Consider the following 14,953-nt stretch of genomic DNA (forward strand, 5'->3'; position numbering starts at 1 on the left):
TCGTTCGCATTAAGCGTGCAGTTGCGCCTTAGCGGGCGGCCTGGAACTGCTCAACAGCGGCCGAAACGCGCTCGTTGATCGGCTTGAAGCTGTCCTTGACCGAGGCGGTCATGGTCTCGGTCGCCTTGCCGAACTCGGCCAGATAGGCCTCAGCAGCCGACTTGGCCCAGTTGGTCTGCAGTTCGAACAGTTCCTGCACCGAGCGGGCCTGCGAGAAGGACTGAGCGGCGGCGACGCCGTCTTCCCAGGACTTCTTGCTGTAGGCCACGGCCTGTTGCGACAGGGCCTCGGCGCCCTTCTGGGCGGCGGCGGCGGATTCGACCACGGCTTCCAGGTTCTTCTTGCCGTGCGCGTTGATCTCGCTCAGCGAGGCGACCGACTTGTCGACGCCTTCGCGGAACGCCTTGGCGCCGGCGGCCTGGATGGATTCAGCCTGGGCCTTGGCCTTGGCGGTGGTTTGTTCGACGGTCTTCTTCACGGTCTCAGCGGCGTCAGCCATGGGGAGTCTCCTGAAGCAAAAAGGGTTCTTGCGACAGGCGAACCCATCGCGACAACGGCGATATGGTGCACCTGCGAAAAGACTTCAAGTGAAATTTGTGCGACGCACAATATGATCATCGATAACCTTCCCGCTGCGACGGGGCGTGATCACAAGTCTGTTGACGCGCTGTTAACCCTCTCGAAACCGAGGGAGCGGATGTTAGCCTTTGTAACGTGCGTGATCGCAGCCGTCTTCGCGCCACAGTGACGAGGCTAGTAGCTTGCCCATGAACGCCATCTTCCGCCGTCGTTTCCTGGCCGCCCTGGTCCTGGGGGGAATCGTCCTGACGCCGACGATCGGCGTCGCGCCGCCAGAGGCGCAGTCGTCCGACAGCCGGTACGCCGCCATCGTGGTGGACGCCGCCTCGGGCGAAGTCCTGTTCTCGCGCTTCGCCGACGCGCGACGCTATCCGGCCTCCATCACCAAGGTCATGACCCTGTATCTGGCGTTCGAGGCGCTGGAGTCCGGTAAGGTCAACCTGAACGACAATCTGACCGTATCGCCGCGCGCGGCCTCGCAGCCGCCGTCCAAGCTGGGCCTGGCCGCCGGTCAGACGATCAGCCTGGATGACGCCATGCGCGCCACGGCCGTCCGCAGCGCCAACGACATGGCCGTGGTCATCGCCGAGCACATCGGCGGATCCGAAGGCCGCTTCACCCAGATGATGACGGAAAAGGCGCGCGAGCTGGGAATGGAGCAGACCCGCTTCACCACCGCCAACGGCCTGCCCGACACGCGCCAGGCGACCACGGCGCGCGACCTGTCGGTCCTGAGCCGGGCGGTCATGCGCGATTATCCGCAATACTACCGCTACCTCGGCCTGCACGACTGGTTCTACAAGGGCCGGGACTACCGCAACACCAACGGCCTGCTGGCCACCGGGCGCGGTTATGACGGCATCAAAACCGGCTTCACCAACGCCTCGGGCTACAATCTGGCGGCTTCTTCGGTGCGCGACGGCAAGCGGATCATCACCATCGTCATGGGCGGCCGCTCGACCAAGAGCCGCAACGACCATGTCGCCGAACTGATGGACACCGGCTTCGAGGTGCAGCGTCGCCGCGGTCAGGGCGAGCGCATCCAACTGGCTCAGGCCTTCTTCGAGCAACGCGGCTATGGCGTCAGCGCCGATCCCTCGCCGCCCATCGCCTACGCCTCCCTGTCCGACGAAGATGGCGAAGGCGTCGGCTCCTCGACCGAGGTGGCCTATGTCGCTGGTCCGCCGCCGCGCAACCTGCCGACTGAGGTGACGCCGCCGCCGTCGGCGCGCCGCGCCGAGAACCGCCCGCCCGAGAATCTGACCGCCGCCCTGAACGGCGGTTCGGCCGCCGCACCGGCGGCGCCGGCCCGCGCGACCCGCACCCCGCCTGCACGCGCCGCCGCCCCTGCCCCGGCTGGTCGCTGGACCGTCCAGGTCGGCGCCTTCCGCGAAGAAACCGTCGCCCGCGACTGGCTGAACGACGTCAGCCGCCGCTTCCGCACCCAGTTTTCAAGCGCCCAGCGCGACGTGCAGACGGCGAACGGCTGGTATCGGTCGCGCTTCACCGGCATGACCCAGCAATCGGCCGAGGCGGCGTGCGAGGCTCTGTCGGAGCGCCGCGTCACCTGCATGGTGATCCGCCCCAGCTGACCTCAGCGTCCCTGGTTTCTCAGCGTCCCTGGCCGTTGCGCCATCCCGGCTCGGCCAGACGCCGGGCGTAATCGCGCACATCGGCGGGCCAGGCGTTCGTCCGCGCGTCGAACGCCGTCCAGTCGCCCGCGAACAGCATCCGCACGGCCTCTTCATAATCCGGCAGGTCGCCCGCCACGGCCGTCATGAAGCGATAGGCCGCCTCGCGGCTGCGACGCATCCGGTCCGGCCCCTCCGCCTCGCGCAGGGCGGCCTCGACCAGCTTGCGCAGGGCCACCGACGCCCCGCCCGGCTGTGACGCCAGCCAGCCCCAGTGGCGCGGCAGCAAGGTGACTTCACGCGGCGTCACGCCCAGCTTGGGCCGCCCCGGCCCGCGCTTCTCCGGCTCCGGCTGCGGCGGGTCGAGCGGCAGCCGCGCCAGCACCGCTGCAAGATCGCCGCGCAGATCCAGGTCCACCGGCCGCGCATCCTCGTCCCGAAAGACCAGGACCGCCTGCCCGGCGTCGTGCGCGCTCTTCACCGCACCAGCTACCTGGGCCAGAGACCCGGTCGCGATCATCGTGTGGCCGCTGAAGGCCGTGCATAGAGACATCATCCATCCTCACTTGTAGAGGAAGGAATTACCCGGACGATATTATCGCGTCAATATTATCCGGGTAATTTATTAGCCTCGCTCGTCCATCCCGCCGAACAGGGCGCCCGCGATCCAGCTGACCACGCCGGTGACGATGGCCGCGCCGATCCCGGCCCACAGACCGTCGACGACGAAGCCGCCCAGGAACATGGCCGTCAGCCCGATCATGGCGGCGTTCACCACCAGCAGGAACAGGCCAAAGGTGACGATGGTCAGCGGCAGGGTCAGGATCACCATCAGCGGCCGCACGAAGGCGTTGACCACGCCCAGGATGACCGCCGCCGCGATCAGCGACCCGGTCGAGGTGAACTCCACTCCCGGCACCAGCTTGGCCGAGGCCCACAGGCCGATCGCCGTGACCACGGCCTGAACGATGAAACCCAGCATGACGCCTCCAACAGTAGAACCTTGACCATATAAGCGCATATCGCGGCGTTCCGCTCCGTGCGTCCGGCAAGATCGCCTGCTAGGCTGAGGGCTCTACCCCGAAGGAGACCCCCATGAGCCTTCACGGCGCCTATGATCCGGACAACATCTTCGCCAAGATCCTGCGCGGCGACATGCCCAGCGTGAAGGTGTGGGAGGACGACGACGTCCTGGCCTTCATGGACGTGTTTCCGCAGTCCGAGGGCCACGTCCTGGTCGTGTCCAAGACCTCGACCGCCCGCAATATCCTGGAGATCGAGCCGCAGGCCCTGGTCACCCTGACCGCCGCCGTCCAGCGCACCGCCCGCGCGGTCGAAACGGCGCTGAAGCCCGAAGGTCTCAGCCTGATGCAGTTCAACGGCGACGTCGGCGGCCAGACGGTCTTCCACCTGCATTTCCACATCGTGCCGCGTTGGGCCGACCGCCCGATGAAGGGCCACGGCCACGCCCCCATGGCCGACGCCGAGCAGCTGAAAATGCTAGCGGAAAAGATCGCCGCCGCACTGGACTGACGGCCTACAGCGGCCCCTTGAAGATGAAAAAGGCGCCGCCGGCGATCAGCGCGAAGCCGATCAGATGGTTCACCGTCAGCTTCTCGCCCAGATACATCACCGAGAAGATCGCGAAGACCAGCAGGGTGATCACCTCCTGCATGGTCTTCAGCTCGGCCGCCGAATAGACCTGATGGCCGATGCGGTTGGCGGGCACCGCCAGCCAGTATTCAAAGAAGGCGATTCCCCAACTGATCAGGACCACGATCCACAGCGGCTTGGCCCCGAATTTCAGGTGCCCATACCAGGCGAAGGTCATGAAGACGTTGGACAGCGCCAGCATGACGATGGGCGCGAGATAGGGCAGCGAAGGCATTCGATCAGTGTGCTTGCGTCAAACAGATTCCGCCAGCATAAGGCGGGCCACGCCGGTTTAGCTCAGCTGGTAGAGCAGCGGTTTTGTAAACCGAAGGTCGCGGGTTCGATTCCTGCAACCGGCACCACCTAACCCCATGACTTCACAACACAATGTGCCAGTCATGGGGCGGGTCGAAAAGTAGAACAAACAGCGTCCATACCCCCGGGATTGCGGGAACAGTCCCGGAATAGTCCCGAACTAGATTCGGTCCTTGTTCTCATTTCGTTCCCGTGTAGGAATCCGCCTCGGGTCGGTGCCTGAGGAGAACGAAGATGGAAACGAAACCCCTTGGCCCAGACGAGGCCTTCGCTCGCGACCTGGAGCAGCTAGACCGAGAGCTTGACCAGCGCGACTGCGCGGACATTCCCACTCCAACGGTCGATCTGATCGCAGGGCTGGTCGCGGGAATGCGACTTGTGGGGCGGCCGCAATGAGCGATTTCGTCCCAACCCCTACCGAGCTTCAGCTGGCGCAGATGGTCGCCGTCTGGCGCCAGGGCGAGGCCGCCAAGCATGACCCAGTGTTGGTCAACATGCTCGTTCGCCATGCGGCTACGCTCAATAAGATCGCCCCAGGCGCCGCTGAAAAGGTGCTCGCCGCCTTCGAGGACATGAAGGCTAGAGGCATCTCCTTGAGCACAGCAGCGGAAGTTCGTCCATGAGCAGCCACAAAGGAATGCCGAGCAAGCCTTGGCGCTGTGTGTGCGGGCTGCGCGCTTGTTGAGAAAGCGCCACCATTGGGTTCAACCGAAGATTCATCGGCTGGACCTGCGTCTCCAGCATTAACGATCCACACCCTTTTTTATCAGCGCGTTACAATTTCTGGACGGACACCGCCCCCCGATAGACCCTCGTAGTTCCACGAGGGTCTAGTGGATCAGGGGTTGTCCATGATCGGCAGCGAACTTACGCCACGCCAAAGAGAATGCCTGATCTTGTCCGCCACCATGACGGACAAGGAGATCGCGCGAGAGCTGGGTTTGTCGCCTCACACAGTCAGCCTGCACATCCGCCAGGCCATGGCGCGACTTGACGCCCCCTCTCGAAAATCAGCCTACCGGAAGCTAGCGGGAAAACCGCTATACGGTGCTCTCAGTATCCCCTCGGGGCCCGAGTCGTCCCCTCATCCCCCTATCAGCAGCCCAACGGATTGCGTCGGTCAGCTGAGCGAGGGGGAAAGAGCCAGCGGCTTTTCAGCGTTGGCTCTGGCGCCAGCCTACTTGCCGGCGCCGCCACGATTATGGGGTTCAAGGATTTGGCTGATCCTGCTAGCCGGCCTCCTTGTCCTCATATTCGGCGCCGCCTTTCTCGGCCTCCTTGGCTTCATTTCCGAAGTCGCAAACCGATGGGCTGTTGACCCAAGTCAACACTGACCTCTCAAGGGGCGCGGATAAGATGGATGCTAAGAAACTGAACCAGTTTGCCGGTGTGATCGCTGCAGATCTTCGCGAAACGGAGCTTCGGGTCGATATGTCCCTGGCTCAAGCGGGCGTGCTCCTCACCAGCATGACATCCGGTCGCAATGAAGTGGGCCTGCCCGCCCAGTTCGGCCAAGCTGCCCTCGCCAAGCTCGGCGAAGCTATATCGAACGGCATCGAGTACCGCTCGTCACTCGTCTCGCTCCACCGCTCCCTCGAAGTCGCCGGCAACAAAATCGGCGCAGACTGGTCGCTTGGCGGTCCGCTCGAGCCGAAGCCTGATGACGGCACCAAACATGGCGTGAAGACTGCCGAAATGCTGACAAGCTGATCTATGCTTGCCGCCACGCTCCTGCTCATCAATGCGCTCGCCGGCGCGCTGTTGCTCCGGTTCGGCACGTGGAGCGAAAGATTTTCCGTGGCGGTAGTCGCTGCCTACATCGTCGCAAACCCGCTCGTTTACACTTGGACCATCGGCGGAACTTTTCGGCTCGGCACCTTCCTAACAGAGCTCGTTCTATTCTGTGCCCTGTGGTGGTGCGCTGAAAAAGTCGACCGCTGGTGGCTCATTCTAGCCGCAGGAACCCAGCTCATCGTCGCGTTCTCTCACACCGTCCCCCTCTTAGTGAGCGGGCTCTATGTGTGGACCGATGTTGAACCGCCCCGGGTTTCCCGGAGGCTCCAACTCCTGAGTAGGATGGAGCCCGATGAGCAAGACGACGAACAAATTTGCGCCGGAGGTCCGCGATCGAGCGGTTCGGATGGTGCTGGATCATGGCGTGGAGCATCCGTCGCGCTGGGCGGCGATAGTTTCGGTGGCGAGCAAGATCGGCTGCTCGGCGCATACGCTGAACGAGTGGGTCAAGAAGGCGGAGGTGGACGCAGGCCGGCGCGCCGGCGTCCCGACCGACCTGGCCGAGAAGCTCAAGGCGCTGGAGCGGGAGAACCGCGAACTCCGTCAGGCCAACGAGATTCTCCGCAAGGCGTCGGCCTATTTTGCGCAGGCGGAGCTCGACCGCCCGTTCAAGCGATGATCGCCTTCATCGACGATCACCGACAGGCCCACGGGGTCGAGCCGATCTGCAGGGTCCTGCCGATCGCCCCGTCGACCTACCATGAGCATCTCGCCCGGCGCCGCGATCCGGCCCGGCGTCCGGCCCGGCTCCAGCGTGACGAAGCGCTCCGGCCCGAGGTGCTGCGCGTCTTCACCGAGAACTTCGGTGTTTACGGCGTGCGCAAGGTCTGGCGGCAGATGCGGCGTGAGAGGCTCCCCGTCGCCCGTTGCACGGTCCAGCGGCTGATGCGGGACCTGGGCCTTCAGGGCGTGATCCGCGGCAAGCCTGTGCGCACGACGTTCAGCGACAAGGCGACGCCGTGTCCGCTGGATCAGGTGAACCGACAGTTCCAAGCGCCCGCGCCCAACCGGCTCTGGGTCTCCGACTTCACCTACGTCGCGACCTGGGCGGGCTTCGTCTATGTGGCCTTCGTAATCGACGTCTACGCCCGCTACATCGTGGGCTGGCGCGTCAGCCGGACGGCCCATGCCGCCTTCGTCCTCGACGCCCTGGAGCAGGCGATCCATGACCGTCGCCCCGTCCACGGCGGCGGCCTGATCCATCACAGCGATCGCGGCAGTCAGTATCTTTCGATCAAGTACACCGAGCGCCTGGCGGAGGCCGGCATCGAGCCTTCGGTGGGCAGCGTAGGCGACAGCTATGACAACGCCCTCGCCGAGACCATCAACGGTCTCTACAAAGCCGAGGTCATCCATCGACGCGGGCCGTGGCGCACCTTCGAAGCCGTCGAGTACGCCACGCTCGAATGGGTCGACTGGTTCAACAACCGACGCCTGCTCGAACCCATCGGCAACATCCCGCCCGCCGAGGCAGAGCAGCGTTACTACGCGGCGATGGACCACGTCCCCATCGCCGCATAACTTAAACCAAATAGCCTCCGGGAAACCCGGAGCGGTTCAATGTCTCCATCAGATTAGCAGCTTGGACGGTCATTAGCGCCGCCCTTCTTGGAGGAGCATGGGAAACCTGGGCGATCCAGAAACTCGCCTCGAAGGGGCCAATGACATGCCGAAAGCTTGGAAATTTGGGACCGCCATTGAATTCTTGAACGCATGGCGCGGGAAAGACACCGTCGTCGCCGGAGTTGATGAAGACTACTACGCTGCGGAAGAGTTTGCGCTCTCAGCACGACCTCACACAGCACAAGAAGCTGCTGCACTGATTGAGATCATTCGCGAAAATGTAGAGGGCGGCGCAAGATCGGACGGCCTGGACCTGATAGCGCTCGACAACCTCTTAGATTGGACGAACGCACAAGTGGCCGTGGCATCGGCCCGCAGGCTTGAGTCTAGATGGATATTGCCGTTACCTCTCCCGTTCCAACGGGAGGGACGGAATGGCGCGTAGATCAGCAGACTTCGATGTAGCCGTTGGCGCACGACTTCAAGCCGCTCGTATAGCTAGCAACAAGACACAATCGGATATCGGCAACTTGTTGGGCGTCACATTCCAGCAAGTTCAGAAGTACGAAAAAGGCGTCAATCGTCTGCCCGCAGCCCACTACGCGGCTCTTAAGCAGGTTGTAGGCTTCGATCCGACCGATCTTCTGCAGGCTGACGGCAATCGGCCCGTTTCCATCCTGGATGAATTTGCTGCGATTCCTGGAGCAATCGAACTAGCAGGCGCTTTCGTTAGGCTCCCAGCCGCCCGTCGAAGAATTCTAACCCAAACATCCAAGGTACTTCTAGAAGAACTGCACCTCAATTCAGCATAACTATCGGGAAACAAAATGCCCTACAAGATAGAGGACGTATACCACGTCTGGACCTATGACGGATCATCAAATCCTGTAGTGCTAATGATGAGAACCTTGGATGAAAAAGAAGCTATTTCCGAAGGTGAGCGTCTCGCAAAAACAAAGGAACACCGTTTCATAAAAATCAACCGTGGAGACCAAGACGTTTGGTCTTGCGAGACTGATGCTCCTGATCGTCCAGTGATCATCAATTATAAATCGAGACCTGGACGAATTCGCTTGTGACCTCGTCTTTAATCCAATGAACAAGCGCACCCTCGACAAGATCACCAGCTTCGAAGCCGAGGCGGCGGAACTGCACCAGCGATCCCGCACGGCAGCCAACCTGCCCGCCTCGATCATCCTGCGCTTTCGCGCGCTCTGGAAGGAAGAGGCGGCGCGCCTGCTGCGGCGCCAGCGCTAGGTCGCGACCGGGCGACTCAGCTACACCGCTGGCCGCAGCGGCTAGCGATGACCCCAACATTCTGCCGGGCCTGATCACGGTCGAGACTGACCACTGGGTCAATGTGCTGTCTGCTGTGCGGGCCAAGTGCACGGCCCTACACGACGGCCTGCGCCATAGGGACATCGTGATCCATGTCCGGTCGTCGCATGAAACTACCGTCATGACACGTGCAGAAGCAGGAGAGCGTGGCGCACCGTATCGAGCACTTATGCCGAGAGGTTGAGCGCCACTCCGCCGCCAGGATTTCAGCGGAGGGCGCTCTTTTCCCCGGAACGCCGCACGGGCCAGCAAGCGCAGCGCAATACGCCAACAAGCAACACGCAGAAGAGTTCCCGCCTCGGGGAACCGTCCACCCCCTCTTGAGCTTTATCGGGCTACTCAGGAGGACGATTATGGTCGTCAGTTCACGCGCCACCCTGCGAGATCAGGCCGGGGTGAAACTAGTTCGGATAGAGCGTTTGGCCAACCAGCAGCGCGAGGTCTCTTTCCGCCTGTCCTCCCATAGAGATGGCGGCCAGCGCCTCATCATGGATGAAGAAGAGGCGCACCGGGCATTCGCACACGAGGTCGCTGCCTCTTTACGAAACCCGGTCGTTTGCAGACTGATCGAGCGTGGCGTACTTCAGAACTGAAAACCCCTCGCCGGGGCTGGGGAGCGACGACGAGGGGTTCAGCGGTTCATGAACAGCCCCAGAGGATGGGAGGGCTGCGATCAACCAACTGACGGGCGCTTGCCGGGTTCCAAAAGACACCAAATAGCGGGTGCTACGAAGGCGGTCAGCACGGTTCAGAACCATCGGAACGATCGAGTCTTAGGCGTGTTGGTCGATGGTCAACATTCCAGAGGAACTTCTATGCTTCGTTGGGCCATCATCTTCTTCATCATCGCCTTGGTCGCGGCTGTCCTCGGCTTCGGCGGCATCTCGGGCATGTCGTTCGAGATCGCCAAATTCATCGCTATCATCGCCGTCATTCTGTTCGTCGTCTCGCTTGTGGTAGGCGGCATGCGCGGGCGTGGGCCACGAATCTGACGCCTCGATCCAGGGCGCGTGAAAAGGCCCCATTCGTCCCCGGGGCCTTCTTGCTGTCAGACTTCCCGGGGGAACCGGGAGGTCGACGCTCTTGCCGAAACAACAAAAAGCCCGCCCTCCGAAGAGAGCGAGCCGGGGACGATGTCCTTACGAATCGACCCGCACCAACTTCTTCAAACAGTCTTGCATTACAACGGCGGCGCCCATTTCACAGGCACTGCCATAACCTTGTCCAGACTCGGCGCAGGCAGCCACGGCAGCATCGTACTGTCGCATGCACTCCAGTGGGGTGGCATTGGCGGCAGGAACACCGACCAGCATTGAGCCGGCCAGCGTGCCTGCGATTACGAGCTTCTTGATCATGCTTTTCCTCCCACGCGGCGCCAATGCCGCCCGGAAAGCTTGCAAAACGTCGGTTTTCCAACAACTGACGTTTGCGTGAACGTTGTTCTAGTAAGTTCGAAGCTCGACGCCTTGCAATCAGGGCCTTCAGCCCCATCTAAGCTGAGAGCCTCGGCTCATTAGGCCCGTCTGAGTCCCAATGTGGCAGACGGGTTTTCTTATGCCCGTCAGCCAGACTGATGGCGCGCCCACCTAGAAACGACGAAAGCCCGACGGTCTTGTTTAAGATCGAGCAACTGCCGTCGCCTTGAGCCGACGAGTGATGATCAGCTTTTGACCACCTGACCACCAACCCGCACGTTGTAGGTCGTGTGTCACAGCCTCTTAAATATCGCCTACATCGCGCAGCCGCACACCGGAGAAATTGGCTGCACTCAATGCATCAAACATCGCGCGGTCGCAGATGGGGGGCGCCCCCATGCGATCCTGGCGGAAGATATGGGCATCTCCCACAACGTCTTGTTTGAACACCAGGCTGGCTCCGCCGACGAGGCTGAAAAGTTGCTCGTCCTCACCGGTCTGATAATTGTGATCGCGCTTGATCCTCACGCGAGAGGAGGCTTCATCCAGCGCGTCGATGCTGCGCAGCACATTACCTAGGTAGTGCTGAGGGCCAGGGCTCCCGTCAGCAAGACTGAAGTCGCATGCCACAAATGCAAATGCCTCGGCATCCATCTGCTCAAACAGTTGCTTCAAAGGCTCAGACACAATCCATATGCCAGCGAACTCTTCTAGATCGCGCGGCATTCCGCCCTTCTCCGGGACATGAACCAGCTGGGGGCGCTCCGGATACTGATCTGGCACTCCGTTAGGACGCGAGATGACATTCATCCTCGGATAGATCAGCTTCTCTTCGTTGGCGATTTCTATGCCGGCGACCCTGCCGTTGCCTAAGAATCCGGCGTCGACCAGGAAAAACTCGCCCTTATGAGCCGTGGCTTCGACTGAAATTTCGATGGCGTCAGCTCGATTGCGGAACGGGGAAGGAGTTGAGTCGATGCTACCCGACCTTGCGAACGCCAGCTAGGGCGGTTCGCCGCTGTCGAACTGAAACGACGAAAGCCCGCCCCGGCGAACCGGAGCGGGCCTCGATCAATCTGCAATTAGCTGCAGATAATCTCCACAAGTACACATTTACCTGTCTTGCGGTCGCAGGAGTAGACGTACTCGGTGTTCTCGCCGTCAGCACAAGCCGCGCCATTCGCAGTCTGCGCCGTAGCACTGCCGCCGAAGCCAATCAGAGTCGAGGCTGCAACAAATCCAGCGACTAAAGCGCCGTTGATCATCTTCTTCATGCTTTCTCCCTCCAAATACATCTAGCATGTTGCTAGACATAGAATGGGAGAACCATTCTTACGCGCACGTCAACGCTGCAAAATTACTCATAGGTACCTACCTAGGCATCCTACCCAGGTTTGAGACGAGCCCACCACGGCCACCCTATTCGTTCGACGGCCTCAGCGTCCCTTGCCTCGCAGGCCTGCACGATGCCGATCACGTCCGACGCCCGCCCATTGGCTGTCCTGAGCGCGCCGGTCTGCGCCACCCCGAAAGCCATCCAGTCCCGCTCGTCGGAGGGCTCCTGCGGAAGGGCGGCGGACGGGACAGGCTCAGTCCACCCGGCCGGGATCAGCGCGGAACACGGCGCACTGTGCATCACGGTAATCGGAGAGCTGGCACACCCTGCGGCGAGCAGCATCAGCGGCAGCATTGCGATCAGGCGCATGGCGGATTTCCTTTTCGGCCTGGGTGACGATTGAGGCGGTGGATTGGTCTCGGGCGTCGGCCCGGTCGCGGATGGCGCTGGCGTCCTGCGCAGCGGCCGTGCGGCCCTCGGCGAGGGTCTTGTACGCCTCGGCCTGTCGTGTGCGGTCAGCGGCCCTCTGGCGGCCATCGGCGGCGCACATGGCCAGCAGGATCAGGGCGAGCGCCAGACAGGCGACGGCGAGCCAGCCGGCGGCGGTGAGGGTCCGGATCACAGGATCAGCTCCTTCGCCTGCGCCGTTCGCCGGCGGCGATCTTCCAGTCCGTTCGTGCCGCCGTTGATCGTCTTGGTCAGGCCCAGAAGATCGTCAACGTCAGCCTTGGCGTTCAGCTTGCGGTCGCTCCAGTAGACGCAGCCCACCAGCAGACCGATCGACGGATGCGAGATGATCTCCGGGTACCGCTCCAGATCGATCCCGATCTGCCGGCCGACACGGCGATAGTTGGCCCGGCCGGTCAGTTGGATCGGCCCACGCCCCTTGTAGCGCCGGCCATCGCCGGGCTGGGTGTTGCCGAGGTCCGCCCGCCCCTCATAGGCCGCACCGCTGGCGATCTCCTCCATGTATCGGAACCCGCCGCTCTCATGGCCACACTGGCCCATGAAATGCGCAAGGCGAAGACCGCTATCGAGGATGCCGTAGGTGCAGAAGTGGACGTTGGCCGCGAGGCCCAGTTCCTCGGCAATCAGCTTCTGCGCGCCCATCCGCGCGAACAGCGCCGTCAGGGTTCCGGCGCCGATGACGCCGTCAACGGACACGCCGAGGCGCCCCTGCAATCGACGTGCGTCGAGCATGGTGATCTCCAGTTCAGAATGTAAAATTGAACGCTGGACAGGCCGCTGATTCTAACAGACCGTCGTTCAGTCAACAGGGCGTGCGCTTCGGCGACATTGTAGCCAGGCGCGGCGCCTCCATCACGGAGGAACCATCGTGCCTATGAGCTTTGCAGCCGCTGTCGAGGCGTATCGGCAGACCGTTTCAGAGTGTGACGAGAAGAGCGTGAGGGCGTGGGAAGCAGCTGAGAACCTGATCTTGCATCGTGTCCCGCGCGATTTCTACGAAGCCCGTGTCGTACAGTGGGCAGCAGTCGAGTGCTTGTCCGCTGGCGAAAACGATCTCGCCTTGAACGCCCTGCGGAACGTACTCAGCTGGATGGAGCGCCAGGCGGGTCCCACATGGGCCGCAGCCTGAAGGGCTTCTGCAGCGCAACCATTCCTTTCCTTTCGCGCTTCACCGACGCAAATCCTTTGCCGGATGTGCACGGCAGCCCGGGCCCCAACCACTCGCACCCCCTGCGAAGCGCCGGGCTGCCGACCTAGTATTTCTGACAGGTTACAGCCTTCGACTGGCGTGGTTACCTGCAAGTCTCTCCTGGGGGGCTGGGCGTGGCGCCCGGAGGCCCGGCAGCTTCCATTGTCTCAATGGCGCTCGCCGGGCCTGTCCGTTTGGGAGGCTGGGGAGATCTAATGCCGAAAAACGCTTGGAGGCGCGTATCGCCCGGCGAACTGATCATTGTCGTGCTGGCGCTGCTTGTTCTGGGCCTGGCCGCCTTGGCGACGATAGGACCATTTGATCGATTGCCCGCCTAAGCTGGATAACCAGGCTAGGCCCTAAACAACGTCGATACACTCATTTGCAGTCTTCCCGCTGAGCCGGTTGTAATGAATGGCCTCGAACGAGGGCATCAGAAGTGCAGGATTCAGCAGAGTTCCAATTGGTCGCCGCAGCTTGGCTGGCAAAATTCGGAGTACCCATTCCGATCACAGGTGCGATCGATCTTGCCAAAGAGATCCTGCAAGACGGCGCGGCTCTCTTGCCGTCGCTGGATTCTCATTCCCCGCTGGCCGAGGCGGCAGCATAGGCGTCAGGTCTCTGCAGCCTGATTGCGCCCGAAGTAGAAGCCGAGGGCGAGGATGGTCGTGGTGCACGCCCTTAAACTCGGCGCGTGACTGCGCACCAAGGCGATAGGCCATGGTGGTCTCCAGTTCAGTGGTTGAGGCTGGCCGGAAGTGCGAAGCGCCACGGACAGAAACGAGCATTGTTCGATAAGCGCGCCAATTGATGCGGCCGCAGGGTCAGTTCCGTGCAAGGGTCGCTAATGGAGCCCTTAGGAAAGAAGATCAGACGCTAGATACGCTTTGGCGTGGCCTCTATGGCCAACCGCTACCCGTCAGGGCGCAACCGAGGCGGCTCTCAAGATCATTCTGGAAACCGTGAGGCCGCCATGTCCAGCAACAGCGCTCGTTCGCCTTCCATCTGGAGGCTGTCGGTTTATGAGATCACGCTCGTTGTACTGAGCGTGACCTGTTTCGCAGCAGCAGCCTGGACAGTTCGCCTGTTCTAGCCTCGCAGACTACATACGCCCTCGTTGGGAACCCATGCGCCTTGATACCCTTTGTAAACGCGCATTCCCTTTCTAAGGCGATGCGAAGCGGCCCGGAGCGCAACCACGCCCCCCTGCGGCGCACCGGGCCGCCCATCTGGAACTGTCGCACTTCAATGCTAAACTGATCGAGTCGCTGTTCCGGCACCGCGACCGGCGGCTTGGGGCGTCCGCAAACCCCGTCCCAAGCCGCCACCCTTCACCCGCCCAAATTGGAGCCCATGAGCGACCGCGTGGATCATGTCGTGGATGGACTGCCAGGCTGCAATCTTTTGCAATCTCCGCCGCGATCCTGCCGTACAGGGTACGGACGGGCGGGAGCATAATGTGCCGAAAAAGTCAGACTACCAAACGCTCGCGGATGCTTGGTTGAAGCAGTTCGGCTCCCCTATGCCGATCGCAGGCGAACTTGAAACGGCGTGGCAAATTCTCAAGGAAAGCGGCGTGGACCTGCCGCCGCCTCAGCCTCCAAAACCCAAGAAAGACCCGGCCGATTAACGGCCAATTCAGCCTCTCTAGGCCATCATCCTTCATCCAGGG

General features: G+C 62.1%; 21 protein-coding genes, 1 tRNA gene and 1 other annotated feature. Of the genes, 13 read left to right on the forward strand and 9 right to left on the reverse strand.

Features of this window, described 5'->3' with window-relative positions:
• Positions 1 to 28 precede the first annotated feature (28 nt).
• Entirely contained in the window at positions 29 to 499 is a 471-nt protein-coding gene (locus AC3IPP_RS10935; RefSeq protein ID WP_087141342.1) for a phasin family protein, read from the reverse strand.
• Between the two features lie 268 nt (positions 500 to 767).
• Here AC3IPP_RS10935 and AC3IPP_RS10940 point away from each other — a divergent pair, with 268 nt between their 5' ends.
• A complete protein-coding gene (locus AC3IPP_RS10940) occupies positions 768 to 2,171 on the forward strand; it encodes a D-alanyl-D-alanine carboxypeptidase (protein ID WP_489149021.1) in 1,404 nt (467 codons plus the stop codon).
• Between the two features lie 19 nt (positions 2,172 to 2,190).
• Here the strand turns inward: AC3IPP_RS10940 and AC3IPP_RS10945 are convergent, their stop codons facing one another.
• Together AC3IPP_RS10945 and AC3IPP_RS10950 are read right to left on the reverse strand one after the other, a co-directional pair.
• Positions 2,191 to 2,763, reverse strand: coding sequence for a DUF2239 family protein (locus tag AC3IPP_RS10945; RefSeq protein ID WP_489151060.1), 573 nt, complete (start codon positions 2,761 to 2,763; stop codon positions 2,191 to 2,193).
• A 72-nt stretch (positions 2,764 to 2,835) separates the two neighbouring features.
• A complete protein-coding gene (locus tag AC3IPP_RS10950; protein WP_489149022.1) occupies positions 2,836 to 3,192 on the reverse strand; it encodes a phage holin family protein in 357 nt (118 codons plus the stop codon).
• 113 nt (positions 3,193 to 3,305) lie between these two features.
• Between AC3IPP_RS10950 and AC3IPP_RS10955 the strand changes: the two genes are divergently transcribed.
• A complete protein-coding gene (locus AC3IPP_RS10955; protein ID WP_489149023.1) occupies positions 3,306 to 3,743 on the forward strand; it encodes an HIT family protein in 438 nt (145 codons plus the stop codon).
• A 4-nt stretch (positions 3,744 to 3,747) separates the two neighbouring features.
• Here AC3IPP_RS10955 and AC3IPP_RS10960 read toward each other — a convergent pair whose 3' ends face one another.
• Positions 3,748 to 4,098, reverse strand: a complete 351-nt coding sequence (locus AC3IPP_RS10960) for a DMT family protein (protein WP_046653721.1) — start codon at positions 4,096 to 4,098, stop codon at positions 3,748 to 3,750.
• Positions 4,099 to 4,149: 51 nt separating this feature from the next.
• On the opposite strand from AC3IPP_RS10960, the gene AC3IPP_RS10965 reads away from it, so the two are divergent.
• From AC3IPP_RS10965 to AC3IPP_RS11010, 10 genes are all read left to right on the forward strand, one after another.
• Positions 4,150 to 4,225 (forward strand) — tRNA-Thr (locus tag AC3IPP_RS10965).
• 345 nt (positions 4,226 to 4,570) lie between these two features.
• Positions 4,571 to 4,801 carry a hypothetical protein gene (locus AC3IPP_RS10970; RefSeq protein WP_489149024.1) on the forward strand — a complete coding sequence of 77 codons (231 nt, stop codon included), beginning with the start codon at positions 4,571 to 4,573 and terminating at the stop codon, positions 4,799 to 4,801.
• 285 nt (positions 4,802 to 5,086) lie between these two features.
• Complete coding sequence (locus AC3IPP_RS10975) at positions 5,087 to 5,512, forward strand: helix-turn-helix domain-containing protein (protein WP_489177463.1); 426 nt, start codon at positions 5,087 to 5,089, stop codon at positions 5,510 to 5,512.
• The gene (locus tag AC3IPP_RS10980; protein ID WP_489149026.1) at positions 5,493 to 5,888 is read left to right on the forward strand and encodes a hypothetical protein; all 396 of its coding nucleotides are present in this window, start codon (positions 5,493 to 5,495) and stop codon (positions 5,886 to 5,888) included. Before AC3IPP_RS10975 ends, AC3IPP_RS10980 begins: the two co-directional genes overlap by 20 nt.
• A 376-nt stretch (positions 5,889 to 6,264) precedes the next feature.
• Positions 6,265 to 7,493 (forward strand): IS3 family transposase gene (locus tag AC3IPP_RS10985; RefSeq protein ID WP_128114971.1). Its coding sequence is split into 2 segments (ribosomal slippage): positions 6,265 to 6,553 and positions 6,553 to 7,493, totalling 1,230 coding nucleotides; the frame shifts between segments, so codons are not numbered across the junction.
• Positions 6,546 to 6,662 (forward strand) — a sequence feature (AL1L pseudoknot). Its footprint overlaps the gene before it by 117 nt.
• Positions 7,494 to 7,590: 97 nt before the next feature.
• A complete protein-coding gene (locus AC3IPP_RS10990; RefSeq protein ID WP_489149027.1) occupies positions 7,591 to 7,980 on the forward strand; it encodes a hypothetical protein in 390 nt (129 codons plus the stop codon).
• A complete protein-coding gene (locus tag AC3IPP_RS10995) occupies positions 7,970 to 8,347 on the forward strand; it encodes a helix-turn-helix domain-containing protein (RefSeq protein ID WP_489149028.1) in 378 nt (125 codons plus the stop codon). Before AC3IPP_RS10990 ends, AC3IPP_RS10995 begins: the two co-directional genes overlap by 11 nt.
• A 283-nt stretch (positions 8,348 to 8,630) precedes the next feature.
• Positions 8,631 to 8,792 (forward strand): hypothetical protein, encoded by a 162-nt coding sequence (locus AC3IPP_RS11000; protein ID WP_489149029.1) that lies wholly within the window; start codon positions 8,631 to 8,633, stop codon positions 8,790 to 8,792.
• Positions 8,793 to 9,226: 434 nt separating this feature from the next.
• Positions 9,227 to 9,466 (forward strand): hypothetical protein, encoded by a 240-nt coding sequence (locus AC3IPP_RS11005; protein WP_489149030.1) that lies wholly within the window; start codon positions 9,227 to 9,229, stop codon positions 9,464 to 9,466.
• Positions 9,467 to 9,688: 222 nt separating this feature from the next.
• The gene (locus AC3IPP_RS11010) at positions 9,689 to 9,865 is read left to right on the forward strand and encodes a DUF1328 domain-containing protein (RefSeq protein ID WP_200165181.1); all 177 of its coding nucleotides are present in this window, start codon (positions 9,689 to 9,691) and stop codon (positions 9,863 to 9,865) included.
• A 147-nt stretch (positions 9,866 to 10,012) separates the two neighbouring features.
• Here the strand turns inward: AC3IPP_RS11010 and AC3IPP_RS11015 are convergent, their stop codons facing one another.
• The 5 genes from AC3IPP_RS11015 to AC3IPP_RS11035 form a co-directional block, all read right to left on the reverse strand.
• A complete protein-coding gene (locus AC3IPP_RS11015) occupies positions 10,013 to 10,228 on the reverse strand; it encodes a hypothetical protein (protein WP_489149031.1) in 216 nt (71 codons plus the stop codon).
• A gap of 363 nt (positions 10,229 to 10,591) precedes the next feature.
• A complete protein-coding gene (locus tag AC3IPP_RS11020) occupies positions 10,592 to 11,290 on the reverse strand; it encodes an imm11 family protein (RefSeq protein ID WP_489151061.1) in 699 nt (232 codons plus the stop codon).
• 80 nt (positions 11,291 to 11,370) lie between these two features.
• Positions 11,371 to 11,562 (reverse strand): hypothetical protein, encoded by a 192-nt coding sequence (locus AC3IPP_RS11025; RefSeq protein WP_489149032.1) that lies wholly within the window; start codon positions 11,560 to 11,562, stop codon positions 11,371 to 11,373.
• A gap of 315 nt (positions 11,563 to 11,877) precedes the next feature.
• The gene (locus AC3IPP_RS11030) at positions 11,878 to 12,246 is read right to left on the reverse strand and encodes a hypothetical protein (protein WP_489149033.1); all 369 of its coding nucleotides are present in this window, start codon (positions 12,244 to 12,246) and stop codon (positions 11,878 to 11,880) included.
• Positions 12,243 to 12,824, reverse strand: a complete 582-nt coding sequence (locus AC3IPP_RS11035; protein WP_489149034.1) for a glycoside hydrolase family 19 protein — start codon at positions 12,822 to 12,824, stop codon at positions 12,243 to 12,245. The genes AC3IPP_RS11030 and AC3IPP_RS11035 overlap by 4 nt, the downstream gene beginning before the upstream one ends.
• Before the next feature lie 1,829 nt (positions 12,825 to 14,653).
• Here AC3IPP_RS11035 and AC3IPP_RS11040 point away from each other — a divergent pair.
• Entirely contained in the window at positions 14,654 to 14,911 is a 258-nt protein-coding gene (locus AC3IPP_RS11040) for a hypothetical protein (protein WP_489149035.1), read from the forward strand.
• Positions 14,912 to 14,953: the final 42 nt, after the last annotated feature.

This window comes from Brevundimonas sp. KH_060, from assembly GCF_057838275.1.